A 24,339-nucleotide genomic window follows, 5' to 3' on the forward strand; every position below is an offset into this window, starting at 1 on the left:
GTATTGCAGCTCTGACGGCGTACGTGGTCGTGGCGCTCCCGTGACGAACTTGTCCCATAATGCTTCCTTCAATTCCTGAGAAAAAATCACACCATCAAACCGTGGGATCAAACACCTAGCTGCGCACTGCCGACCTCGGCCAGTCGATATTGCTGCAGACCTACTCGGACGTCCGGTTCGGCGAAGCTGCGGCGCAGCGATGCGCCACCCCTTGAATGGCAGGACAGGGCCGAACCCGTTGCGGTCAAGTATAACCGCGAGTCGCTCGCGGTCAGCACAAGCTGAGTAAAGGTAACCCGGCCCGGTGACCCCGGGCGGGATCGTCTGCTGTCAGTCGCCGTTGCGGCGGGTGTTGGGGCGCGACCAGATGAGGCTAAAGGTCTCTTCGCCGCCTTCGATCACCGTGTCGTCGAAGAGGTTGGCGTAGATTGGCTGGGTGAAGCTCGGGTCGTCGAGCTTGAGACTCAGGTAGTCGCGGCCCTCGGTCGAGCGCTTGGACCAGGCGGCGCCGATCTCGGCACGGCCGACGAAGACTCGGTGGGAGGGGGCGTTGTAGTTCGGGGTGCTGTCCTCGGGGACGATGCGGACGGCTTTCGCCTGAACGCTGAGGGTGACAATTTCTCCGACGTATTCGCTGCCGGTCTTCTTGAAGGTTCCGATGGTGGCCATGTCATATCTCCTTTTGGCTTGTCCGAGCCCGCGCCCTTCGCGGCCTCGATGGCGATCGTCAGGACCGGGGCGATCCGCCGACGCAGCCCCTGCGGCACGCAGCGCCAGCGGAGGGCGGCAAGGCCGGTCTTTCTTGCAGCGCGAGGAATGGCGGGCATCCGCCAGGGGAAGAAAGTCCGGACCGGCCGTTGCGGCCTAGGCGGTCGAGGCGTCAGCCGATCCCGGTCAGATCAGCCGCAGAGAGGCTCGCAAGGGACGCGTGGTGCCATGCCATGGAAGGGGAGATGACAGGCTACCTTTGGACCGCGCAACATCCCGGCTGCATGCGTCGTGCAAAGACAGGCTATGGCGTGCAGGCGGAAACGGCGCATGTCCTGGACGTGCCTCGCTACTCCGGAATTGCCCTCACTCAACGTGTCCGTGTTTGTTTGCCGTGATCTTCGGTATGCCGGTTTTCCAAGTGCGCGACCGGGGCCAGGCGTCGAAGCCGGTGGCAGCGAAAAGCGGCATCCGCTGGTCGTTGCCGGTCTTGTTGCGTGGGTCTTTTCGGTCGCGGATCATGAGCATCCGGCGATCGACGTCGAGATCGGTCCATTCGACGCGGCAGATTTCGTCGAGCCGCATGGCCGTGGCCGTGGCCACCGCGAACTTCACGATGCGTGTCATCGGCAGGGTCAGGCGTTCGTTGTCATCGAAGCAACGGAAATGGCGGTTCAGCTCGTCCGTGGTAGGGCGACAGATCCCGCTCTGTGCCCTTGCCGATCAGGCCGAGACGTTTGAGCGCCACGCGCGCCAGATCGACGGGTTCCGGAGAGATTTCGAGGCCGTGCACAGCCGCCGCATGTGTGATGATCATCTTGATCACGCCGATGTCGATCCCGAGAGTGACCGGGCCCGCACCTTGCTCCGCGCGCATTTTCCCGTAGTCGATAAGCTTCTGCCGATCGAGGTGCCCGATCTTCTCCTTGCCGAGATCGCGCTTGAGCGTCGTGAGCGTGGCGGCCTTGGCTCGCGACGCGGCGGTTTCCCTACCTCGTACATATCGGTTATATGAAGATCGATGAGGTCGCCAAAGGTCTGGAGGCGGGCAACGGACGACTTGTTCGGCGCCAGCCCCTGATCCACCCGGGTCTCCGCCTGGCGGGCCCAACGATGGGCGTCGTCGCGGCAGGGGAACGTCTCGCTCGCGTGAGCCACCCTTTCGTCTGATCTGGACCCGGTAGGCTCCGGAGGGGAGCTAGGTGATGGATACCATTTTCGTGTGCGCTGTGTGTGCAATGAGTCGTCGTAGAGGGGCAAATTCGGGGATATTGGGGCGTATTCCAGCGTAGCAGAGCCCAAAGCTAACAGTTTGAAGATACACAAAAAATGCAAATAAATCAACATGCTAGATTGTCTACAGCCCCAATGATGGACTGGACCGACCGGCATTGCCGGTATCTGCACCGGCTCATCAGTCGTGAGACATTGCTTTATACCGAGATGGTGACCGCGCCCGCGCTGGTGCGAGGCGGGGCGCTGCATTTGCTGGATTACTCGCCCGAGGAACATCCCGTTGCCTTGCAGCTTGGTGGCTCGGACCCGGCAGAGCTGGCCGAGGCGGCGCGGATCGGGGCGGAGGCGGGCTATGACGAGATCAACCTCAATGTCGGCTGTCCCAGCGACCGGGTGCAATCGGGCACCTTTGGCGCGGTGCTGATGAAGGACCCGGGTCTTGTGGCGCGCTGCTGCCGGGCGATGCAGGATGCGGTCAAGACCGAGGTGACCGTGAAGTGCCGCATCGGCGTGGACGATCAGGACCCGGCAGAGGTGCTGCCCGATTTCATTGCGCAGATGCGCGATGCGGGGGTCACACGGATTGCGATCCATGCGCGAAAGGCGTGGCTTCAGGGGCTGTCGCCCAAGGAAAACCGCGATATCCCGCCGCTGGATTATCCGCTGGTGTTGGAGATGAAGGCGCGCTTTCCCGATCTGCATCTGTCGGTCAATGGCGGCATCACCTCGCTGGATCAGGCGCGGGCCTTCCTTGAGGGCGGGCTGGACGGGGTGATGATCGGGCGGGCGGCCTATCACCAGCCCTGGGATATTCTGGGCGCGGCGGATGCGCGGATTTTCGGCAGCGACAACCCGGCGGAACATCCCGGCGACGTGGTGCGCGCCATGCGGCCCTATATCGAGACGCATCTGGACGCGGGCGGCAAGCTGCACCAGATCACGCGGCACATGCTGGGTCTCTTTGCCGGGCGTCCCGGCGCGCGGCACTGGCGGCGTATCCTGTCCGAGGGGGCCACGCGCGCCGGCGCCGATTGGGCGCTGGTGGAAGAGGCGCTTGACGCGGTGACGGCGCTGGCCGAGGCTTCCTGACAGGTCGGGCCTGAAACATGTGGGAGGGCCGGTTTGGACATCCTGAACACCAATGCGCTGGACCTGAGCCGTGCCATTGCAACGCGTGAGTTGAGCGCAGAAGAGCTGATGCGCGCCACGCTGGCCCGGATCGGGTCGGTTAACCCTTCCGTCAATGCCATCGTGTCGCTGCGGGACGAAGAGACACTTCTGGCCGAGGCACGTGCCGCCGATGCCGCGGAACCGCGCGGCTGGATGCACGGGCTGCCGCTGGCGGTCAAGGATCTGGCCAATGCCGCCGGATTGCCCACGTCGATGGGATCGCCCGCGCTGGCGGGGACCGTGGCCAAACGCGATGACATCATGGTGGCCCGGATGCGCGCGGCAGGTGCGATTGTCATCGGCAAGACCAACACGCCGGAATTCGGCCTTGGCTCGCACAGCTATAACCCGGTCTTTGGCGTGACCCGCAACCCCTGGGACCTGACGCGCTCTGCGGGGGGATCGTCGGGCGGGGCAGGGGCGGCGCTGGCGGCGCGCATGGTCTCCATCGCCGACGGGTCCGACATGATGGGTTCGCTGCGCAACCCGGCGGCGTGGAACAATGTCTATGGGTTCCGCCCCACATGGGGCCGCATCCCGTCCGAGCCGGAGGGCGATGCCTTTCTGCACAGCCTGTCCACACTGGGCCCGATGGCGCGCTGTCCGCGCGATCTGGCGGCATTGCTGGATACGCAGTCGGGCCCGGATCCGAACCAGCCCTTTGCGTGCAGCGCGCCGCCAACCTTGCCGGGGCTGGAGGACGCACCAGGTCCCATGCGTATCGGTTGGCTGGGCGATTGGGGCGGGGCCTATGCCATGGAGCCGTGTTTGCGCACCGCAAGCGCGACGGCGGTGCACCATTTCGAAGCGCTGGGATGCGATGCCGAGACTTTGGACCCGCCGTTTTCCGCCGCCGCCCTCTGGAACAGCTGGATCACCCTGCGGTCCTGGGCCGTGGCGGCCAAGCTCGAGCCGCTCTATCGCACCCGGCCCGAGATGCTCAAACCCGAGGCGATCTGGGAAATCGAACGTGGGCTGGGCCTCAGCGCCATGGAGGTCCATCGGGCAAGCGCGATCCGCTCGGACTGGTTCCGCAAGACCGTGGCGCTGTTTGAGCGGTTCGACGCGTTGGTTCTGCCCGCGACCCAGCTCTGGCCGTTCCCGGCCGAGTGGGACTGGCCGAAAGAGATCGACGGGACCACGATGGACAGCTATCACCGCTGGATGGAGGTGGTGATCCCGGTGAGCCTGATCGGGTTGCCCTGTCTCGCGCTGCCCGCCGGGTTTGGTGATGCGGGCCTGCCGCACGGGTTGCAGGTTTTCGGGCCAAAGGGCAGCGACGGGCGGCTGTTGCAGATCGGGCAGCTCTGGCACGGCGCGCAGGACTGGACGGCGCGGGTTCCGGCTGTGCCAAGAGAGGGGCCGGGCAAGGGGCCACAGGGCTGAACAGGCCCGGATGCATGCCCCGCCACACAAGGTCCACAGCACGGCACAGAGCCTCTTTCCAAGGGGGATGGCCCGTGTTATCGGGGCGCGGATCAAACATGCAGACCGGGGCGGCCCCGGTTCTTTTAAAGGAGTGACGGCAATGGCCACCGAACGCACGCTTTCCATCATCAAACCCGACGCAACCAACCGCAACCTGACCGGCAAGATCAACGCCAAGTTCGAAGATGCGGGCCTGCGCATCGTCGCACAAAAGCGCATCCAACTGACCAAGGCGCAAGCGGGCAAGTTCTACGAAGTGCATGCCGGTCGTCCGTTCTATGACGAGCTGTGTGAATTCATGGCCTCCGCCCCGGTTGTGGTGCAGGTGCTTGAAGGTGAAGGCGCAATTGCAAAGAACCGCGAAGTGATGGGTGCCACCAACCCCGCCGATGCGGCCCCCGGCACGATCCGCGCCGAGTTCGCTGAATCCGTTGGCGAAAACTCGGTCCACGGCTCCGACGCACCGGACACCGCGGCGGTCGAGATCGCCTATTTCTTCTCCGGTCTGGAACTGGTCGGCTAAACACCGCCGGACGGGACGAAAACATCAAAGCCGCTCCGCGATCCGGGGCGGCTTTTTGTCAGCAGATGCGAGGCCCCATGACACGCCGCCACTGGAAAACGATTGAGGAAACCACTGTTTTCGAGGCCGCGCCTTATCTGCGGATCGCGCGCGAAGTGGTGGAACTGCCCGGTGGCCAGGTGGTGGATGATTTCTATCAGGTGCATTTGCGTCCCTTCGTGGCCGTGGTGCCGATGACGCCCGACGGGCGTGTGCTGATCCTTGAGCAGTACAAGCACGGCCCGCGCAAGGTCTCCATCACCTTTCCCGGTGGCTTTGTCGATCCCGACGAAGAGGCCGAGACCGCCGGTCGGCGCGAGTTGATGGAAGAAACGGGCTACCGCGCGGGGGCCATGATCCCGCTGGGGTCCTATGTCGACAACGGCAATCAGCGCGGCTGCTCGGGCAGCTATTTCCTTGCGCTGGAGTGCGAGAAAGTGGCCGAGGCCGATCCCGGCGATCTTGAAGACATGGAAGTGAGCTTTGCCAGCCCCGAGACGCTGGATGGTGCGCTGGGAACCGAGCGCTTTGCCATCACCCATATGGCGGCGGCCTGGGCCTTTGCCCGCATGAAGTTGTAACGCGCGTTGCGCGGGCGCGAAGATCTAAACATACCTCTTTGATACGCTTTTTATTCTCCTTGATTTGTGCCGCTGCGGTCGGTTCCATACATGCAAGGAGATCAATATGAATACCCCATCCGAGATCGGCGCACCGCCGCTGGTGCCTGCGCGCTTTGACATGCTGACAACAGCGCTGGCCCGTGGCTGGGCCGATTTTCGCAAGGCCATGGCGCTGGATCTGGTCTTTGCCGGGTTTTACGTGGCGCTGGGCTGGATCATGGCATGGATCACCGTCGCCACGGGCCAGACCTATTGGCTGGTCTTCGCGGCGGTGGGCTTTCCGCTGCTCGGGCCGTTTGCGGCGGTGGGGTTCTACGACATTTCCCGGCGGCTGCAGCAAGGGCGACCTGTTGATGCCGGTGCGGTGATGAATGTGATCTTCAACCAGCGTTCGCGGCAATTGCCGTCGATCTGCGCGGTGATCGTGATCATCTTTCTGTTCTGGTTCTTCATCGCGCATATGATCTTTGCGCTGTTTCTGGGCCATGCCACGATGACCAATATCTCAAGCTCGTTCGACGTCTACCTGACCGCGAATGGCCTGACGATGCTGGCGGTGGGCACGGCAATCGGCGCGGGTTTCGCGCTGCTCATTTTCAACATCACGGTGATCGGCCTGCCGATGCTGCTGGACCGCGAGGTGGATTTCGTCACCTCGATGATCGTGAGCTTTCAGGCGGTGACAGGATCACCTGTGCCAATGCTGGCCTGGGCGGTGCTGGTGGCTGGGTTGACATTTGTGGCAATGGTGCCCGCGTTTCTGGGGCTGTTCATTGTACTGCCCTGGCTGGGGCATGCGACCTGGCATCTTTATGATCAGATGAAGGAGGGCGGTATGAAGGGCGATCCGGTCGCGGTTGCACAGCAGCTGTGACGGCCCGTCGACCGGTTTCCCGACGCCAAGTCAGCCTCAGCCACGCATCAGGTCCTTGATCCCGTTGATAAAGGTTGCATCATCCTGACGTTTCCGGTCGTCCAGAAGGCGCACCGCGTCCGCTCCGGCCCGAAATCGCAGGCGATCACCGGTTTCATGTGCGGCCTCCCAGATGACTTCGGCCACCGCTTCAGGCGCCGAAGGGTCTGATGCCAGCTTGCCAAACACACGGCCCATGCCGTCTGCGGTGGGCGCATAATCTGCAAGGCTTTCGTCCATCGCGAAATCAAACGAGCTTCCACCAAAATTGGTTTTGATCATGCCGGGTTGGACGATCCGGACCCGGATGCCAAGCGGCTCAAGCTCGTAATGCAACGCCTCTGACAGCCCTTCGACGGCGAACTTCGTGCCGTGATACAGCGTACCGAGGGGAAAGGTGATCTGGCCGCCGATGGACGAGATGTTGATGATCGTGCCAGAACGGGCCGCGCGCATATGCGGCAGTACCGCCTTGGTCACCTCCAGAAGTCCGATGACATTTGTGTCGAACTGGCGCCGGATGCGCTCCATGGAAAATGCTTCGAGCGCCCCATATGCACCGTAACCCGCGTTGTTCATCAGCACATCGATCTGTCCGAACCGTTCCATGCCATTTTCAACGGCTGCCGGAATTGTCGCGGGATCGGTCACATCAAGCGCAACAACCGCCAGATTATCCAGCGCGGCAAGCGCGTTGCCCTTGGAAGGGTCGCGCATCGTGGCTATCACGTTCCAACCGTTTTCCTGAAAATGCCGTGCTGTTGCTGCGCCGATGCCGGAAGACGCCCCCGTGATCATTATGGTCTTCATAGGTTGCTCCCTGATCTCAGTTTCTGGCACAATATTCCGGATAATCTTGGAAATCTTATCGAATTGTCCAGTTTACTTGTATATTCCTCCTGAATTTGCGTATTTTGATAAATTTTGGCTCACCGGAGTGGTAGAGCTGCCTGCGATGCGCAAGGGAACAGGGCATGACAACACAAACACTGCGGGACCGGGTGTCGTCGATCCTTGATCATTCGGGGGTGCGGGAGGGCGCGCTGCATCATGAGACAAGCGGAGTTCATCTTCTGCGCCACATGTCCCCGACGGGACAGGGCGCAACCGTCTATCGCCCGTTGCTGTGTCTCATACTGCAAGGGGCCAAAGAGGTCGGGACGAGCGCCAAGACCTTGCCCGTGCGGGCAGGGCAATCGCTGATTGTCAGCCACACCTTGCCGGTGCTCTCACGGATTACCGAAGCGGCCCCTGAGGCTCCATATGTCGCTCTGGTTTTCCCGCTCGATCTGGATCTGGTTCGCTCGCTGGCACCCAAAGCGGTGCCGCCAACGGATACCCGGGCGTCGGATGCCTTCTCGATTCATTGTGCAGAGACGGATGACGGGATCACCGATGCTTTGGACCGCTATTTAGAGCAATGCGAAACAGACGCGGCGCTTCGTCTGCTGGCTCCGATCACCGCCAGAGAAATCCACGCCCGGTTGCTGTTGGGTCCCCATGGCGACACGCTTTGCAGACTGCTGTGGCATGAAAGCACCGCAAGCCGCATTTCACAGGCCACGCAAGACATCAAAGCCCATCTTTCGAGAACGATCATTGTCAAGGAGCTTGCGCGCAGCGTCGGCATGAGCAGTTCAGCCTTTTTCGAGCAATTCAAAGCGGTGACCGGGACATCGCCGCTGCAATACCAGAAAGACCTGCGGCTCCTGCATGCGCGCGATGCGCTTCGGACGTCCGGTGCAAAAGTGTCCGAGATCGCCTTTGCCGTCGGCTACGAAAGCCCGGCCCAGTTTTCCCGGGAGTATTCCCGGAAATTCGGGCACTCGCCCCGACATGAGCGCAAGGCACTGGCGGTTGGGTAATCCGTTAGGGCGTCCCGACCGGGCAGAGCTTGCCGCCAACCGAGAGCCAAGCAGATCTGCGCCACGACCCTGTCACTGAGACTGACAGCAACAAGGTTCGGCAATCAGCCGTTCCGGCCCCCGGCAAAACGCCCTGCTTCCTCAGCCGCGGCGCGGATGGCGCGGGATTTGCTGACGGTTTCCTGATACTCGGATTCCGGGTCACTGTCATAGACGATGCCCGCGCCCGCCTGAATATAGAGCTTCTCGTCCTTGACCACCGCCGTGCGCAGCGCGATGCACATGTCCATATCGCCGCCGGCGCTGAAATAGCCGACGCCGCCCGCGTAAAGCCCGCGTTTCTCCGGTTCCAGCTCGTCGATGATCTCCATGGCACGCACCTTGGGCGCGCCGGACACGGTGCCCGCGGGCATCCCGGCAAGGAAGGCGGACAGCGCGTCGTGATCCTCGCTCAGCTCGCCCACCACGTTGGACACGATATGCATGACATGAGAATAGCGCTCGACAATGAATTCCTCGGTCGGGCGCACGGTGCCGATCTTGGACACGCGGCCCGTATCGTTGCGCCCCAGATCGAGCAGCATCAGATGTTCCGCCAGTTCCTTCTTATCGGCCAGCAGGTCTGCCTCATAGGCGTCATCCTGTTCCGGCGTGGCGCCGCGCGGGCGGGTACCCGCGACCGGGCGGATTGTCACCTCGCGGCCAAAGACGCGAACGAGGATCTCGGGCGAGGCGCCCACAACCTGAAAGCCGCCGAAATTGAAATAGAACATGAAAGGCGACGGGTTGGTGCGCCGCAGTGAGCGATAGAGCGCAAAGGGCGGCAGCGGGAAATCCTGTGTCCAGCGCTGCGAGGGCACCACCTGAAAGATGTCGCCCGCGCGGATGTAATCCTTGGCCTTTTCCACCGCGTCCATGAATCCGGTCTTGGTAAAGTTCGACACCGGCGCGCCGATCTGCGCCACATCGCCCAGATCGCGGCTTTCCGTGGGCAGCGCGCGTTCCAGATCGCGCACCGCGTCCATCACGCGCTCGGCGGCCTGGGCATAGGCGGCCTTGGCCGATTGCCCGTCGCTCACCCAGGCGGGGGAGACCACGGTCACCTCGCCCTTGACCCCGTCCAGAACCGCCACCACCGAAGGCCGCAACATCACCGCATCGGGCAGGCCCAGCGGATCGGGGTTCACATCGGGCAGATGCTCGACCAGCCGGATCATGTCATAGCCCAGATAGCCGAACAGCCCCGCCGCCGCCTGCGGCAGATCAGCGGGCAGGTCGATATGGCTTTCCTCGATCACCGCGCGGAGCGAGCTCAGCGGATCGGCGTCCTGCAGCTCAAACGCCTCGCCATCAAATCGCGCCTCGCGGTTCAGCCGCGCCTCGGTGCCGTGGCATTTCCAGATCAGATCGGGCTTCATGCCGACGATGGAGTAGCGCCCGCGCACCTCGCCGCCGGTGACCGATTCAAGCATGAAGGCATCGCGCGCCGCGCCGGTCAGCTTGAGCATGAGCGACACAGGCGTGTCCAGATCGGCGGCCAGCCGCATATACACGACCTGGTTCTTGCCTTCGGCATAGCCCTTGGCAAAATCCTCAAAACCGGGGGTCAGGGCCATCTTGCGCTGTCCTTACTGAAAATTCGCGTGCACGGCGTTGAGCGCCTGCTGGTCGATGCCGATGCCGACGCGGGACTGGATATCGCGCGCCAGCGCCTGGAACATGTCGGTGGACAAGCCGCCCGACACCTGTTGCTCCACGGCGGTCAGGACCGCCTTGCTTTCCTCGCTGTCGAAATCGGGCTCTTCGATCTGCTCCAGCCGGATCACCACCGCCGCGCCGTCATGGGGCAGGGTGATGACGCCGGGGGCGTCCATCGCAAAGATGCGTCGCAGCGCATCGGCGGGCAGGCCGGGCAGAAAGCCGTTGCGGGTCTGGCCGCGCTGCACGTTCGGGCGCAGGCCCAGACCCTCGAAGGTCTTGCCTTCGCCCAGCTCTGCGGCGATCTCTTCAGCCTTGGCGACCAGCCGGGTTTCGGTCTTGGCCCGAAGCCAGTCGGCCTCGACCTGCACGCGTACCTCGTCCAGTGTTTGAGGGCGCGGGGCGTTCACTCCGTTCAGGCGGATGGCAAAGATGCCGCCATCGCCCAGTTCCTCGACCTCGGGGTAGTCGTCTTCGCTGACCGCTGCCGCCGCATCGCGGAACGCGTCATAGCCCGCGATGCCATCGTCATTGTCACGGGACCAGTTGATCTGACCAAGTTCCATTTCCGTTTCGGCGGCCAGTTCCTCCAGCGTCGCGCCCCCGGCCAGAAGGTCATCCACATCGCCCAGCATCGCGTCGATCACGCGGCGCGCACGGTCCTGTGCCAGTTGCTCGCGCAGCACCGGCTCGGCCTCTTCAAAGGGTGTTTCCAACGCGGGCAGGATGCCGTTCACACGGAACAGCGCCGGGCCCAGATCGGTGGGGAAGGGGCCAACTACCTGGTTGACCTCTGCGGCAAAGACCGCATCGGCGGCTTCACCCAAATCGGCGCGGGACACATCGCCCATGTCGATGTCGGCCAGCTCCAGCCCACGCTCGGCGACCACCTCCTCAAAGCTGCGGGTGCCGGTTTCGATATCGGCTTTCGCGGCCTCGGCGGCGGCACTGTCGGGCATCACCAGACGCTCGACAAGACGGCGCTCGGGCTGGTTGAAACGGTCGGATTGTTCTTCATAAGCTTCGCGCATCGCCGCCTCGTCCACCTCGACCGTGTCGATCAGCATTTCGGGCGTGACCCAGGCATAGGTGATGTCGCGCTGCTCGGGCAGGGTGTAGTCGGCGATATTGGCCTCGTGGAATTCAGCAAGCTGTGCCTCGGTGGCGGCGGGGATCTGGTCCTCCAGCATATCCGCGCCCAGCTGCGCCCAGGTGAAATCACGGGTTTCGCCAATGTAGTTCAGCAGCGTTTCGCCGTAGACATCCGGCATGGGGTTGCCCGAAACGATCGCCGCCTGCAACAGCGTGCGGGCGCTTTCCTGGCGCAGGTCTTCTTCGAACTCCGCCTCGCTCAGACCTGCATTCTGGAGAGCAAAACGGTACGCCTCGCGGTCGAAATCGCCGTTGATGCCCTGAAAGGCGGAGATCTCGCGCAGTTGTTCCGCCACGGTGGCGTCGCCCACGGAAATGCCCAGGTTGGCGGCCTCGCCATTCAGCGCGGCGGTGGTGATCAAGCGGCTGATCACCTGCTGCGGAATACCAAGGGTCTGTGCCTGCTGAAAGGTCAGCGGCTGGCCGGACTGCGCCTCGAACGCGCGGATTTCCTGCTGCAACTCGCGGGCATAGTCATCCACGCTGATCTGTTCATCGCCGACATTGCCCACGACACGCACCGTGCCAGAGAGGTTCGTCGCCCCGAACCCGGCAAGCCCGATGAACAAAAGCCCCATGAGAATCCAGACCAGCGTCTTGGAAATTTTGTTGGATTTGGCCATGCCTGCCTCTCGCGGTCCACCCTTTACGTCGGCACGTGTCTACGCGGCTCAGCGGGCAGGGGCAAGGGGCAGGGAGAGCGCGGCAAGCCGTTTGTAAAGCGCCCCGATTCCAGCGCGGTCGACATTGGCAAAAGCGATGCGCAAACCGCGGGCTCCGGCGGCGTCGCCCTCGGGGGTGAACATGGTGCCGGGCAGGGCCAGAACGCCCGCCTCGCGCACCAGAAGCGGCGCGAGATCGGCCGAGGACATGTCAAACGGATGCTCCATCCAGGCGAAATAGGCCCCGGCCCCCAACAGCCGCCAGCCCTTTTCCGCCAGAGCCGGGACACCCTCTTCGATGGCGGCGCGGCGGTCGAGGATTTCGTCGCGTTCGCCGGCCAGCCATTGGCCCAGGTGGCGCATGCCCCAAAGCGCCGCGCGCTGGCCCAGCTGCGGCGGACAGATCGCCACGGTATCAAGGAATTTCTCCGCCTCGGCCAGCCGCGCCGCAGACGCCACCATGGCCCCCACGCGGTGCCCGGTCAGCCGGTATGCCTTGGAAAAGCTGTAGAGATGGATCAGCGTGTCGGACCAGTCCGGATCGGTGAAGAGATCATGCGGCGCGCCGCTCTGGCTGTGAAAATCGCGATAGGTTTCATCGACGATCAGCGCCAGATCGTTGTCGCGCGCCAGATCGAACATCGCACGCACCAGCTCCGCGGGGTATTCCACGCCGCCGGGGTTGTTGGGCGTGACCAAAACGATGGCGCGGGTCCGCTCAGAGATCAGCGCGCGCGCCGCATCCGGGTGGGGCATCAGGCCCTCGCCCGTGGGCAGGGGAACGGTGGTCACGCCGGACATGTCCAGCCACATCTTGTGGTTGAAATACCACGGCACCGGCAAGATGACCTCGTCGCCCTCGCTGCAAAGCGCGGCAATGGTGGCTGCAAAGGCCTGATTACAGCCCGAGGTGATCGCCACATGTGACGGTGAAATCGCCCCCCCATAAGCGCCGCGCCACTGCGCGGCCACTTCCTCGCGCAGATCGGGCAGGCCCAGCACCGGGCCGTAAAGATGCGTCTCGGGACGTTCCAACGCCTCGGCCATGGCCGCGCGCATGCCTTCGGTCGGCGGATCGACGGGCGCAGCCTGGGACACGTTGATCAGCGGGCTGTCCGAGGGGAATTCCACCCCCTCCAGCCAGCGCCGCGCTTCCATCACTGGAGGGGCAAATGTTCCAGCAGTGCGGCTAAGGTGATCCATGTCCCAATCCAGTTCTTCTTCTGTTTGAAAATACCTCGGGGAGTGTGAGGGGCTGGCCCCTCACTCCCTCACTCAAAACCCGCGCCGCCGGTCAATCTTCCCCGCGATAGGGTTTCACATATTGCAGCGCCATATCCCACGGGAAGAAAATCCAGGTGTCCTGGCTCACTTCGGTAATAAACGTCTCGACCTGCGGACGTCCCTGCGGCTTGGCATAGACCGTGGCCACATGCGCCTTGGGATAGAGCGAACGCACCAGTTCCAGCGTTTTGCCGCTGTCCACCAGATCGTCGATGATCAGGATACCCTCGCCATCTGCGCCCATCAGCCCGGCATCGGGGGATTTCAGCACTTCCGCCTCGCGGCGCTGATCAGCCTTGCCGCCGCCGGAATGGTAGGATTTGACGCTGATCGTGTCGACGGTGCGGATATCCAGTTCGCGCGCGACGATCATCGCGGGGGCCATACCGCCGCGGGTGATCGCCACAACCGCGCGCCATGCGCCGCCATCCGGCCCTTGCCCCTGCAGCCGCCAGGCCAGCGCCCGCGCATCGCGGTGCAACTGGTCCCAGCTTACGTGAAAGCCCTTTTCATGCGGCAGTCGATTATCAACCATGGCGTTTCATCCCCTTGTTATTCTTGTCTTATCGGCTGACCAGGAGCCGCAAACCCAAAAGCCCCAGCACCCCGGCGGCCACCCGGTCCAGGACCGGTTTGAGCCGCAGATAGCTGTCGCGCGCCGGGCGCGTGGCCAGAGCGACGGCGAACAGCGTATAGGCGATCCATTCCACGATCAGGTGATTGCCGACGATCAGCGCCTTTTCGGCAAGGCTCAGGTCGGGCGGGAAGATCACCAGCAGCACCGCCGAGGCAAAGAGCACCGATTTCGGATTGCCCAGATTGACCAGAAACCCGGTGCGAAAGGCTTTCCCGCGCGGCACCTGCGTGCTTTCCGTCAGCGGGCGATGGGCGTCGCGCCACATGCCCCATGCAATCCAGAGCAGGTACAGCGCCCCTGCGATCTTGATCACCATATAGGCCCAGGGCACCAGCGCGAACACCGCGTCCAGCCCCAAAAGCGCCAGCGCGGTCCAGATCGCCGCCATGAGACCCAGCCCAAGCCCGGTGGCAATCCCCGCCGCCGAACCCGCCACGAGCGAGGTGCGCAAGGCAAGAAGCAGCGCAGGCCCCGGAGAGGCCAACGCCGCCAGAAGCGTCAGGTTAAAGGCAAGGATATGCTCCCAGCCCATGTGATCAGCCTTTGGTGATGTCGGGCGCGTCCACCGCCTTCATGCCCACCACGTGATAGCCCGCATCCACATGCAGGTTCTCGCCGGTGACGCCGGAGCCGAGGTCAGACAGCAGGTACAGCGCCGATTTGCCCACATCGTCGATGGTCACGTTGCGGCGGAGCGGCGAGTTGTATTCGTTCCACTTCATGATGTAGCGGAAATCGCCGATGCCCGACGCGGCCAGTGTCTTGATGGGGCCTGCGGAAATCGCGTTGACGCGAATGCCGTCCTTGCCTAGATCTTCAGCAAGATACTTCACACTTGCCTCCAGCGCCGCCTTGGCCACGCCCATGACGTTGTAATGCGGCATGACCTGTTCGGCACCGTAATAGGTCAGCGTCAGGGCGGACCCGCCGTCTTTCATCAGCTTTTCCGCGCGTTGCATGACAGCGGTGAAGGAATAGACCGAGATGTCCATGGTCATCGCGAAATTGCCGCGCGTGGTGTCCACGTAGCGACCGCGCAGCTCGTTTTTATCCGAAAAACCAATCGCATGCACGACAAAGTCAATCTCGCCCCAGCGCTCCGTGATCGCGGCGAAGAGCGCGTCGATGCTGGATTCGTCATTCACATCACAGGGCAGGACGAAATCACTGCCCAGCCGTTCGGCCAGCGGACCCACCCGCTTCATCAGCGCTTCACCCTGATAAGAGAACGCCAGTTCAGCGCCAGCATCGGCACAGGCCCTGGCAATGCCCCAGGCGATGCTCTTGTCATTGGCAAGGCCCATGATAAGGCCCCGTTTTCCGGCCATAAGTGTATTTGACATCCAGCAACCTCTGCCCATCTGTAAGTTAACATGGCTTTATGGCATCCGTTCCCCCGCATCAAGGGCGCGGTCACCTGAGGTCAGTGTTGCGCCACGCGCGGCAATTCGGCAAATTTGATCAAAAAAGGAAGCCACCATGTCGGACCGCACAGGAATTTTTGCCGGGGACGATCCCTTTGCCATCGCGCGTGCCTGGCTGAAAGAGGCGGAAGCCAGTGAAATCAACGATCCCAACGCGATTGCGCTCTCGACGGTGGATGCCGATGGTATGCCCAATACCCGCATGGTGCTGCTCAAGGAGATCGAGGACAATGCCTTTGTCTTCTACACCAATTACGACAGTGCCAAGAGCCAGGAAATCGAAGCCACAGGCAAGGCGTCCTTTGTTATGCATTGGAAAAGCCTGCGCCGCCAGATCCGGGTGCGGGGCCATGTGACCCGCGAAGACGGGCCTCTGGCCGATGCCTATTACAAGTCCCGCTCGCTCAAGAGCAGGCTGGGGGCATGGGCGTCAAAGCAGTCACAGCCACTGTCGTCGCGTGCGGCGCTGATGGCCGAGGTGGCCAAGGTCACCGCGCTCAAAGGGACCGAGCCCGAGCGCCCGCCTTTCTGGGGCGGGTGGCGCATTACACCTATCGAGATTGAGTTCTGGGCCGATGGCGCGTTTCGGTTGCATGACCGGTTTGTCTGGCGGCGGTCAAGTTCTGACGCGGGTTGGAGTCAAACACGGTTGAACCCCTGAATTTCCCGTAACGTGAAATGCAAAAAGGCATAAAAACTGGGTTTGCCGGGTTGCGTTCCCCCCCGTCTTGATTGCAAGTGAAAGCGGGATGAGAAAGAGCAGAGTTTGCTTTGGAACAACAGACAGACAATCAAAGACGCATCCGCGGGCGGGTGAAATGGTTTGATCCGCTCAAGGGCTTTGGCTTTGTGATCGCGGATGAGGGCGGGCCGGATATTCTTTTGCATTCGAACGTGCTGCGCAACTTCGGGCAAAGCTCGATTGCCGATGGCGCGCAGGTTGTGATCGATGTGCAGGAAACCGCGCGTGGCATTCAGGCGGTGGCCGTCGTGGAGGTGGTGCCGCCCGAGGGCGATGGCAGCCCGCCGCTGGCCGATTTCGAGGAAGTGGCCCCTGAGGTCATTGCCGCCGCGCCGCTGGAACCGGCACGGGTAAAATGGTTCGACAAGGCAAAAGGTTTTGGTTTCGCCAATGTCTTTGGTAAGCCGGAAGACGTGTTCCTGCATGTCGAGGTGCTGCGCCGTTCCGGCCTGGCCGATGTGCAATCCGGTGAAGCGCTGGCCCTGCGCTCGATCGAGGGCAAGCGCGGCCGGATGGCGGTAGAGGTGGCTCCATGGGAAAGCGCGCTGCGCTCCAGTTGATTCTGTGCCTGACGCTTGCCGTGTCTGCGGCGGGCGTGTGGGGGTCTGCGGCGCGGGCGTCCGACTGCAGGGCAGACCGGATTGACCTGCGTGCTCCGTTTGGCACTGTCAGCTTCACAGTCGAGATTGCCGACACCATGCAGAGCCGGGCGCGTGGGCTCATGCACCGGACGGAGCTGGCCGAGGATGCGGGCATGCTCTTCATCTATGCCGTCACGCGCGAGGCGGGGTTCTGGATGAAGAACACCCTCATCCCGCTCGACATGATTTTCATCAATGCGCGCGGCATCGTTCACAAGGTCCATTCCAACGCCCAGCCCCATGATCTGACCGGGATCAACAGCGACGGGCCGATCCGCGCGGTGCTGGAGATCAACGGCGGTCTGGCGCGGAAACTGGGCATTCGTCCCGGCACCGTGGTGCGCCATCCCGGTCTGCCGCAAGCGCGCGCGGCCTGGCCCTGCTAGGCCGGGGCGGGGCGGCGGACAGGGAAATTTATCCCGAGCATAAATTTGGGCTTTCACACCGGCGCGGAGATCAGTATGACCTGCGCTCACGGTCGGGGCGTAGCGCAGTCTGGTAGCGCACCTGTTTTGGGTACAGGGGGTCGTGAGTTCGAATCTCGCCGCCCCGACCACTTTCCTCACATACCTATATCTGGCCTATATCTGGTGGCGCGCAGGTGGTCCCGCGCGTGCTTTCCCCTACGTCGCAGAATCGCTTTGCGTGGGGCACAGGTCGATAGCCGTGGGGAAATGGCCACAACATGTAGTTTGGCGCATGCTGCGCTGCACGATTTATGCTGCAAATGCAGCATGTGGATAAGTTCACGCAAATCTTCAAATCCCGGGGCTAAACTGGCCGGAATACATCGAAAATTCGCGATATCGCCATGTGAGCAAAATCGGGGATATTAACGAATGAATCACCGTCTCCTTACCGGGACCCCGGTCAAGTCCTTGGTGTTCAAATAATCCTAAAAAAAGCCGTTGACCCTGTAGGTGTGTATACGCCAGATTGTGGGGGCGCTGTAGAACGCACACAAGATGTAGTGGAAAGCAGCGCAAGGGGACGGACAAGAACCTAATTCAACAGATGGGCTATCTGCGGCCCGAAAACGCAACCGGAACCTGTCCGGTGCTGCCCTGTCTTTGGCGGTGTCCAAGGGCGGCTGGGGATAGGTTCGTGTTGAACATTTTTATGGCGCAGGACGCGCCGCGGCATATCGGTCAAAGAGGCTAGGCACATGAAAATCGAAAGACGCTTCACGAAGACAGGGCAGGACGCATACGCAGAGATCGACTTCGTGACCACTGCATCGGAGATCCGCAATCCCGATGGCACCATCGTGTTCCGTCTTGACGACGTCGAGGTTCCGGCCTCGTGGAGCCAGGTCGCCAGCGACGTGATCGCGCAGAAATATTTCCGCAAGGCGGGTGTGCCGGTGGAAATGAAAAAGGTCCGCGAAAAGGACGTGCCGGAATTCCTGTGGCGCTCGGTCCCTGCCAACGACAATACCGAAAAGACCGGTGAAACCTCGTCCAAGCAGGTGTTTGACCGTCTTGCCGGGGCCTGGACCTATTGGGGCTGGAAAGGCGGCTACTTCTCGACCGAGGAAGATGCCCGTGCCTATTTCGACGAAATGCGCTACATGCTGGCCACGCAGAAGGCCGCGCCGAATTCTCCGCAATGGTTCAACACCGGTCTGCACTGGGCCTATGGCATCGATGGGCCGTCTCAGGGCCACTATTACGTGGACTACAAGACCGGCAAGCTGACCCGCTCCAAATCCGCCTATGAGCACCCCCAGCCGCATGCCTGCTTCATCCAGTCCGTGGCGGACGATCTGGTCGGCGATGGCGGCATCATGGATCTCTGGGTGCGCGAGGCGCGCCTGTTCAAATACGGCTCCGGCACCGGCACCAACTTCTCCTCGCTGCGGGCCGAGGGCGAAGCGCTGTCGGGCGGCGGCAAATCCTCGGGCCTGATGGGCTTCCTCAAGATCGGCGACCGCGCGGCAGGTGCGATCAAATCGGGCGGCACTACGCGCCGCGCGGCCAAGATGGTGATCTGTGACGCGGACCACCCGGATATCGAAGAATTCATCAACTGGAAGGTCAAGGAAGAGCAGAAGGTTGCCTCCATCGTGGCCGGGTCCAAGATGCATGAGAAGATGCTCAACGGCATTTTCGCGGCGATTGCCAAATGGGACGGGGCAGCGGAAGACGCCTATGACCCCAAGACCAACGAGGCGCTCAAGGGCGCGATCCGCACCGCCAAGACCGCGATGATCCCCGAGACCTATATCAAGCGCGTGCTGGACTATGCGCGTCAGGGCTATGACAGCATCGAATTCCCGACTTATGACACCGACTGGGACAGCGAGGCCTATGCTTCGGTCTCCGGTCAGAACTCCAACAACTCGATCCGCGTCACCAACGCCTTCCTGCAGGCAGTCAAGGATGATGCGGACTGGGCACTGCTGAACCGCACCGACGGCAAGGTGGCCAAGACCATCAAGGCACGCGATCTCTGGGAACAGGTGGGCCACGCGGCCTGGGCCTGTGCCGATCCGGGCATCCAGTACCATGATACCGTCAATGAATGGCATACCTGCCCCGAAGATGGTGCGATCCGTGGCTCGAACCCGTGCTCGGAATACATGTTCCTCGACGACACGGCCTGTAACCTGGCCTCGATGAACCTCCTGACCTTCTACAAGGACGGGCAGTTCCAGGCCGAGGATTACATGCATGCGACGCGGCTCTGGACGCTGACGCTGGAAATCTCGGTCACCATGGCGCAATTCCCCTCCAAGGAAATCGCGCAGCTCAGCTATGACTTCCGCACGCTGGGTCTGGGTTACGCCAATATCGGTGGCCTGCTGATGAATATGGGCTACGGCTATGACAGTGCCGAAGGTCGCGCGATGTGCGGTGCGCTGACCGCCGTCATGACCGGCGTGGCTTATGCCACATCGGCCGAGATTGCCGGTGAGTTGGGCGCATTTGACGGCTACAAGCGCAACGCCGAGCACATGCTGCGCGTCATCCGCAACCACCGCAACGCGGCCTATGGCAAGACCAACGGCTATGAGAAGCTCTCGGTGACGCCGGTGCCGCTTGATCACGGCAACTGCCCTGATCAAGCCCTTGTTACCCTTGCGAAATCCGCCTGGGACGAGGCGTTGGAACTGGGCGAGAAACACGGCTACCGCAACGCGCAGACATCGGTGATTGCGCCCACCGGCACCATCGGTCTGGTGATGGATTGCGACACAACCGGGATCGAGCCGGACTTTGCTCTGGTCAAGTTCAAGAAGCTTGCGGGCGGCGGGTATTTCAAGATCATCAACCGCTCGGTGCCTGCGGCTCTGGAAAACCTTGGCTACTCTTCTTCGCAGATCGAAGAGATCGTCTCTTATGCGGTCGGGCACGGCACGCTGGGCAATGCGCCGGGCATCAACCACACCTCGCTGATCGGTCATGGCTTTGGCACGAACGAGATCGAAAAGGTCGAAAGCGCGCTTGGCGCGGCGTTCGACATCCGCTTTGTCTTTAACCAGTGGACGCTGGGCGAAGAGTTCTGCCAGAACGTGCTGGGCATCCCGGCGGAGAAGCTGAACGATCCCACCTTCGACCTGCTGCGGCATCTGGGCTATGCCCGCGCCGATATCGACGCGGCCAATGACCATGTTTGCGGGACCATGACGCTGGAAGGTGCGCCGCACCTGAAAGAGGCGCATTACCACATCTTCGATTGCGCCAATCCCTGCGGGAAAAAGGGCAAGCGCTTCCTGTCGGTGAACAGCCATATCGACATGATGGCGGCGGCACAGAGCTTCATCTCGGGCGCGATCTCCAAGACGATCAACATGCCCAATGATGCGACGATCGAGGATTGTCAGGCCGCTTACGAGCGCTCTTGGGAAATGGGGGTCAAGGCCAACGCGCTTTACCGTGACGGCTCGAAACTCTCGCAGCCCCTGGCCGCCGCGCTGGTCGAGGATGATGACGAGGCCGCAGAGGTGCTCGAATCCGGTTCGACCCACGAAAAAGCCGCCGTGCTGGCCGAGAAAATCGTCGAAAAGATCGTGGTCAAGGAGATCGTCAAATCCCACCGCGAAAAGATGCCGGAGCGCCGCAAGGGCTATACGCAAAAGGCCATCGTTGGCGGGCACAAGGTGTACCTGCGCACCGGTGAATATGCCGACGGCTCGCTGGGCGAGATCTTTATCGACATGCACAAGGAAGGCGCTGGCTTCCGCGCGATGATGAACAACTTCGCCATCGCCGTCTCGGTGGGCCTGCAATACGGCGTGCCGCTGGAGGAATTCGTCGATGCCTTCACCTTCACCAAGTTCGAGCCTGCGGGCATGGTGCAGGGCAACGACTCGATCAAGAATGCCACCTCGATCCTCGACTATATCTTCCGGGAACTGGCGGTGTCCTATCTGGACCGCACCGACCTTGCCCATGTGAAGCCCGAAGGCGCCAGCTTTGATGATCTGGGCCGCGGTGTCGAAGAGGGGCTCTCGAACGTCACCGAGGTGAGCGAATCCGCCGCCACGAAATCGCTGGCAGTGCTGAAACAGATCAGCTCGACCGGTTATCTCCGTAAACGTCTGCCGCAGGAGCTTGTTGTGCTGCGCGGCGGTCAGGGCTCGGATCCGGTCAGCGCGCTCCAGACGCTGGTCCCGGAAACGGCCACCGGCGGAGCGGCCGCCGCCACGGTGACGACGACCACAGCCGTGGCCAGCGGGACGGTGTCCATGGACGCCCGCACCAAGGCCAAGATGCAGGGCTACGAGGGCGATCCCTGTGGCGATTGCGGTAACTACACGCTGGTGCGCAACGGCACCTGCATGAAGTGCAACACCTGTGGGGCGACCAGCGGGTGTAGCTAAGCGCAACAAATTCCTTCCAAGGAATTTGCAAATCTCTTCGAAGAGATTTGGCGCTGAACAGACCGAGCTCCGGGGCGGGTGCGCTCGCCCCTGACATAAATCAGGCCGCAGGCAGAAAATATTCCGAGCGGTGTAACGATGAGCCTGATTTGTGAGACCTGGGGCGCCTCTGCGGCGCCCCTTTTTCTTTGACCTTGCGCGATGGCTCTGGCAAGCCTCGCCGCGATTGAAAGCCAAGGGTAGCCAAAAATGACTGACGCCAGCCAAGCCGCCGCGCCGATGGGCCTGTTTGCCCGCTATCTCACGCTCTGGGTGGCGTTGGCGATGATCGCCGGGATTGTCATTGGGCAATTCGCGCCGGGGCTGGTGCAGGCGATTGCCGGGGCCGAGGTGGCGTCGATCAACCTTGTGGTGGCGGTGCTGATCTGGGCCATGGTCTATCCGATGATGGTCAATGTGGATTTCAAGGCGGTCGCGGGTGTGGCGCGCCAGCCCAAGGGGCTGTTGATCACGCTGGCGGTCAACTGGTTGATCAAGCCCTTCACCATGGCCTTTCTGGCGGTGCTGTTCTTTGATGTGATCTTTGCGCCCTGGATCATGCCGCAGGATGCGGGGCAATATATTGCCGGGCTGATACTGCTCGGGGCCGCGCCCTGCACGGCGATGGTCTTTGTCTGGTCACAGCTCACGCGTGGGGACGCGACCTATACGCTGGTGCAGGTCTCGGTGAATGACCTGATCATGGTGGTGGCTTTCGCGCCCATCGTGGCGTTGCTTCTGGGCGTGACGAATATTTCCGTGCCGTGGGAGACGCTGGTGCTGGCCACGGTGCTTTACGTGGTTTTGCCGCTTATTGCGGGGTTGATCACGCGGCGGGTGCTGGGGTCAGAGGACGCGATCAAGGCGTTCTCGGACCGGATCAACCCGCTTTCCATGGGCGGTCTGATCGTGACGGTGATGATCCTCTTTGGTCTGCAAGGCTCTGTGATCCTTGAAAAACCCATGGTGATCGCGCTGATCGCCGTGCCGATCCTGATCCAGAGCTATGGCATCTTCGCCCTGGCCTATGGCGCGGCCTATCTGGCCCGCGTGCCGCATCGCGTCGCCGCGCCGTGCGCCATGATCGGCACGTCGAATTTCTTTGAACTGGCCGTCGCCGTGGCGATCAGCTTGTTCGGTTTGAATTCCGGCGCGGCGCTGGCCACCGTGGTGGGCGTGCTGGTCGAGGTGCCGGTGATGCTGTCGCTCGTGGCTTTTGCCAACCGCACACGGGCGCGGTTCTCCTAACCTCTCTGGCCAATGGCCCGGCCCAGACCTTCCGGCGTAGGCAGGGCGGCATGGGCCTCGGCAAACCTCACCAGTTTTGCCTCTACCTCCGCCGTGGGCGGTGCGCTGGCGCGGGTGGTCAGGTCCACATGCAGGAGGAATGTTTCCACCGTCGCCGCCAGACGCCCATCCGCGCCACCGTAGAGCAAGTGGAAAAGATGCAGCTTTTTTCCCTTCCCAGCAATAACTTGCGTCTCGACCTTCATGCGTTCCCCAGCTTTGACCTCGTCCAGATGCCGGATATGGGTTTCCACCGTGAAATAGCTCAGCCCGCCCGCGATATAGTCCGCATCCGCGCCGATCAGTTCCATGAACCGGTCCGTGGCCTGTGCGCCAACCTCAAGGTAATGGGTCTCGTTCATATGGCCGTTATAGTCGGTCCATGTGGGCGGCACGACCCGGTCCACGGTCACGGGCAGGTCCGCAACCTCTTCTTTCACAAGCGTTTTTTCATGCGCGGTCACGGTGCCCCCGGCGGCCGATCCGGTCTTTTTCAGCGCGCGGATCATGCCGACAAGGTTCTGATCGCGCAGCCGCTCCAACTCGCGGATCGACATATGCCCAGATTGCGCGTCGGATTGCCCGGCGATCAGGTCCACGAGTTCGTCATTATATTCCGGCACATCCATCAGCTTGGTCCAAGGCCATTCCAGACAGGGGCCGAATTGGGCCAAGAAATGCTTCATGCCCGCTTCACCGCCCGCGATGCGGTAGGTCTCGAACAGCCCCATCTGTCCCCAACGCAGGCCAAAGCCATAGCGGATCGCGTCATCGATCTCTTCGGTTGTGGCGATCCCGTCCTTGACCAGCCACAGCGCCTCGCGCCAGACGGCTTCAAGGAACCGGTCGGCGACATGGGCGTCGATTTCCTTACGGATAATCAAAGGCTTCATGCCAATCCCGGTGAGCGTGTCACGGGCCCTTTCGATGACGCCGGGGGCGGTCTCTGGCGAAGGGACCAACTCGATCAGCGGCAGGAGGTAAACCGGGTTGAACGGATGCGCGACAAAGATCTGTTCTGGCCGCGCGGCACCTTGTTGCAACTCGGAGGGTTTGAAGCCTGACGTAGAGGAGCCCACAAGGGCATCCACATCTGCATGGGTCTGTATCTCTTTGTAAACGCTGTGTTTCGCGTCCAGACGTTCCGGAACGCTTTCCTGTATCCACAGCGCATCTTTGACCGCCTCTGCAATCGTCGGGACAAAGCGCAATGTCCCCTCGGCGGGCAGCGCCACATCATAAAGCGCGGGCAGCGAGGCGCGCGCATTGTCCAGCACCGCGCCGATCTTGCGCTCGGCCTCGGGGTCGGGGTCGAACACGTCCACATCCCAGCCATTGAGCAGGAACCGCGCGGCCCAGCCGCCGCCGATCACGCCACCGCCGATAATTGCTGCTTTCATGTCAACTAGGCTTTCCTGGATACTGGTTGTTCTTTAGGAGAGG

General features: G+C 62.2%; 22 protein-coding genes and 1 tRNA gene. 12 read left to right on the top strand and 11 right to left on the bottom strand.

Annotation, left to right across the window (positions count from 1 at the left end):
• Positions 1 to 330: 330 nt before the first annotated feature.
• The 3 genes from PGB28_RS14965 to PGB28_RS14975 form a co-directional block, all read right to left on the bottom strand.
• Positions 331 to 669 carry a DUF736 domain-containing protein gene (locus PGB28_RS14965; protein WP_271422330.1) on the bottom strand — a complete coding sequence of 113 codons (339 nt, stop codon included), beginning with the start codon at positions 667 to 669 and terminating at the stop codon, positions 331 to 333.
• Between the two features lie 405 nt (positions 670 to 1,074).
• Positions 1,075 to 1,335: a hypothetical protein gene (locus PGB28_RS14970; RefSeq protein ID WP_271422331.1), complete on the bottom strand. Its 261-nt coding sequence runs from the start codon at positions 1,333 to 1,335 to the stop codon at positions 1,075 to 1,077.
• Positions 1,336 to 1,357: 22 nt separating this feature from the next.
• Positions 1,358 to 1,585: a hypothetical protein gene (locus PGB28_RS14975; protein WP_271422332.1), complete on the bottom strand. Its 228-nt coding sequence runs from the start codon at positions 1,583 to 1,585 to the stop codon at positions 1,358 to 1,360.
• Between the two features lie 452 nt (positions 1,586 to 2,037).
• Between PGB28_RS14975 and dusA the strand changes: the two genes are divergently transcribed.
• The 5 genes from dusA to PGB28_RS15000 all read left to right on the top strand — a co-directional run bounded on the left by dusA (position 2,038) and on the right by PGB28_RS15000 (position 6,601).
• Positions 2,038 to 3,033, top strand: a complete 996-nt coding sequence (gene dusA / locus PGB28_RS14980; RefSeq protein ID WP_271422333.1) for a tRNA dihydrouridine(20/20a) synthase DusA — start codon at positions 2,038 to 2,040, stop codon at positions 3,031 to 3,033.
• A gap of 33 nt (positions 3,034 to 3,066) precedes the next feature.
• Positions 3,067 to 4,500, top strand: coding sequence for an amidase (locus PGB28_RS14985; protein WP_271422334.1), 1,434 nt, complete (start codon positions 3,067 to 3,069; stop codon positions 4,498 to 4,500).
• 142 nt (positions 4,501 to 4,642) lie between these two features.
• Positions 4,643 to 5,065: a nucleoside-diphosphate kinase gene (ndk, locus tag PGB28_RS14990; protein ID WP_271422335.1), complete on the top strand. Its 423-nt coding sequence runs from the start codon at positions 4,643 to 4,645 to the stop codon at positions 5,063 to 5,065.
• A gap of 77 nt (positions 5,066 to 5,142) precedes the next feature.
• Positions 5,143 to 5,685 carry an NUDIX hydrolase gene (locus tag PGB28_RS14995; RefSeq protein ID WP_271422336.1) on the top strand — a complete coding sequence of 181 codons (543 nt, stop codon included), beginning with the start codon at positions 5,143 to 5,145 and terminating at the stop codon, positions 5,683 to 5,685.
• A gap of 106 nt (positions 5,686 to 5,791) precedes the next feature.
• On the top strand, positions 5,792 to 6,601 hold the full coding sequence (locus PGB28_RS15000) for a DUF2189 domain-containing protein (RefSeq protein WP_271422337.1): 810 nt from the start codon (positions 5,792 to 5,794) through the stop codon (positions 6,599 to 6,601).
• A gap of 36 nt (positions 6,602 to 6,637) precedes the next feature.
• Here PGB28_RS15000 and PGB28_RS15005 read toward each other — a convergent pair whose 3' ends face one another.
• Positions 6,638 to 7,450 carry an SDR family oxidoreductase gene (locus PGB28_RS15005; RefSeq protein ID WP_271422338.1) on the bottom strand — a complete coding sequence of 271 codons (813 nt, stop codon included), beginning with the start codon at positions 7,448 to 7,450 and terminating at the stop codon, positions 6,638 to 6,640.
• A gap of 164 nt (positions 7,451 to 7,614) precedes the next feature.
• On the opposite strand from PGB28_RS15005, the gene PGB28_RS15010 reads away from it, so the two are divergent.
• A complete protein-coding gene (locus tag PGB28_RS15010) occupies positions 7,615 to 8,505 on the top strand; it encodes an AraC family transcriptional regulator (RefSeq protein WP_271422339.1) in 891 nt (296 codons plus the stop codon).
• 104 nt (positions 8,506 to 8,609) lie between these two features.
• On the opposite strand, the gene trpE is transcribed toward PGB28_RS15010, so the two are convergent.
• The 6 genes from trpE to fabI form a co-directional block, all read right to left on the bottom strand.
• Entirely contained in the window at positions 8,610 to 10,121 is a 1,512-nt protein-coding gene (trpE, locus tag PGB28_RS15015; RefSeq protein WP_271422340.1) for an anthranilate synthase component I, read from the bottom strand.
• Between the two features lie 12 nt (positions 10,122 to 10,133).
• The gene (locus PGB28_RS15020; protein ID WP_271422341.1) at positions 10,134 to 11,978 is read right to left on the bottom strand and encodes a peptidylprolyl isomerase; all 1,845 of its coding nucleotides are present in this window, start codon (positions 11,976 to 11,978) and stop codon (positions 10,134 to 10,136) included.
• Between the two features lie 48 nt (positions 11,979 to 12,026).
• Positions 12,027 to 13,220, bottom strand: coding sequence for an aminotransferase (locus PGB28_RS15025; RefSeq protein ID WP_271422342.1), 1,194 nt, complete (start codon positions 13,218 to 13,220; stop codon positions 12,027 to 12,029).
• 91 nt (positions 13,221 to 13,311) lie between these two features.
• Positions 13,312 to 13,836, bottom strand: a complete 525-nt coding sequence (gpt, locus tag PGB28_RS15030; protein WP_271422343.1) for a xanthine phosphoribosyltransferase — start codon at positions 13,834 to 13,836, stop codon at positions 13,312 to 13,314.
• A 28-nt stretch (positions 13,837 to 13,864) separates the two neighbouring features.
• Positions 13,865 to 14,470 carry a LysE family translocator gene (locus tag PGB28_RS15035; protein ID WP_271422344.1) on the bottom strand — a complete coding sequence of 202 codons (606 nt, stop codon included), beginning with the start codon at positions 14,468 to 14,470 and terminating at the stop codon, positions 13,865 to 13,867.
• Positions 14,471 to 14,474: 4 nt separating this feature from the next.
• Complete coding sequence (gene fabI / locus PGB28_RS15040; RefSeq protein ID WP_271422345.1) at positions 14,475 to 15,281, bottom strand: enoyl-ACP reductase FabI; 807 nt, start codon at positions 15,279 to 15,281, stop codon at positions 14,475 to 14,477.
• 136 nt (positions 15,282 to 15,417) lie between these two features.
• Here fabI and pdxH point away from each other — a divergent pair, with 136 nt between their 5' ends.
• The 6 genes from pdxH to arsB all read left to right on the top strand — a co-directional run bounded on the left by pdxH (position 15,418) and on the right by arsB (position 22,857).
• A complete protein-coding gene (gene pdxH / locus PGB28_RS15045) occupies positions 15,418 to 16,023 on the top strand; it encodes a pyridoxamine 5'-phosphate oxidase (protein ID WP_271422346.1) in 606 nt (201 codons plus the stop codon).
• 110 nt (positions 16,024 to 16,133) lie between these two features.
• Positions 16,134 to 16,664 carry a cold-shock protein gene (locus tag PGB28_RS15050; RefSeq protein ID WP_271422347.1) on the top strand — a complete coding sequence of 177 codons (531 nt, stop codon included), beginning with the start codon at positions 16,134 to 16,136 and terminating at the stop codon, positions 16,662 to 16,664.
• Positions 16,637 to 17,131: a DUF192 domain-containing protein gene (locus PGB28_RS15055; RefSeq protein WP_271422348.1), complete on the top strand. Its 495-nt coding sequence runs from the start codon at positions 16,637 to 16,639 to the stop codon at positions 17,129 to 17,131. Before PGB28_RS15050 ends, PGB28_RS15055 begins: the two co-directional genes overlap by 28 nt.
• Before the next feature lie 93 nt (positions 17,132 to 17,224).
• Positions 17,225 to 17,301 (top strand) — tRNA-Pro (locus PGB28_RS15060).
• A 609-nt stretch (positions 17,302 to 17,910) separates the two neighbouring features.
• On the top strand, positions 17,911 to 21,570 hold the full coding sequence (locus tag PGB28_RS15065; RefSeq protein ID WP_271422349.1) for a vitamin B12-dependent ribonucleotide reductase: 3,660 nt from the start codon (positions 17,911 to 17,913) through the stop codon (positions 21,568 to 21,570).
• Between the two features lie 249 nt (positions 21,571 to 21,819).
• Positions 21,820 to 22,857 carry an ACR3 family arsenite efflux transporter gene (gene arsB / locus PGB28_RS15070; protein ID WP_271422350.1) on the top strand — a complete coding sequence of 346 codons (1,038 nt, stop codon included), beginning with the start codon at positions 21,820 to 21,822 and terminating at the stop codon, positions 22,855 to 22,857.
• On the opposite strand, the gene PGB28_RS15075 is transcribed toward arsB, so the two are convergent.
• Complete coding sequence (locus tag PGB28_RS15075) at positions 22,854 to 24,296, bottom strand: carnitine 3-dehydrogenase (RefSeq protein ID WP_271422351.1); 1,443 nt, start codon at positions 24,294 to 24,296, stop codon at positions 22,854 to 22,856. The genes arsB and PGB28_RS15075 overlap by 4 nt on opposite strands.
• Positions 24,297 to 24,339: the final 43 nt, after the last annotated feature.

Source organism: Primorskyibacter aestuariivivens (assembly GCF_028023675.1).
Lineage (GTDB): Bacteria > Pseudomonadota > Alphaproteobacteria > Rhodobacterales > Rhodobacteraceae > Marinovum > Marinovum aestuariivivens.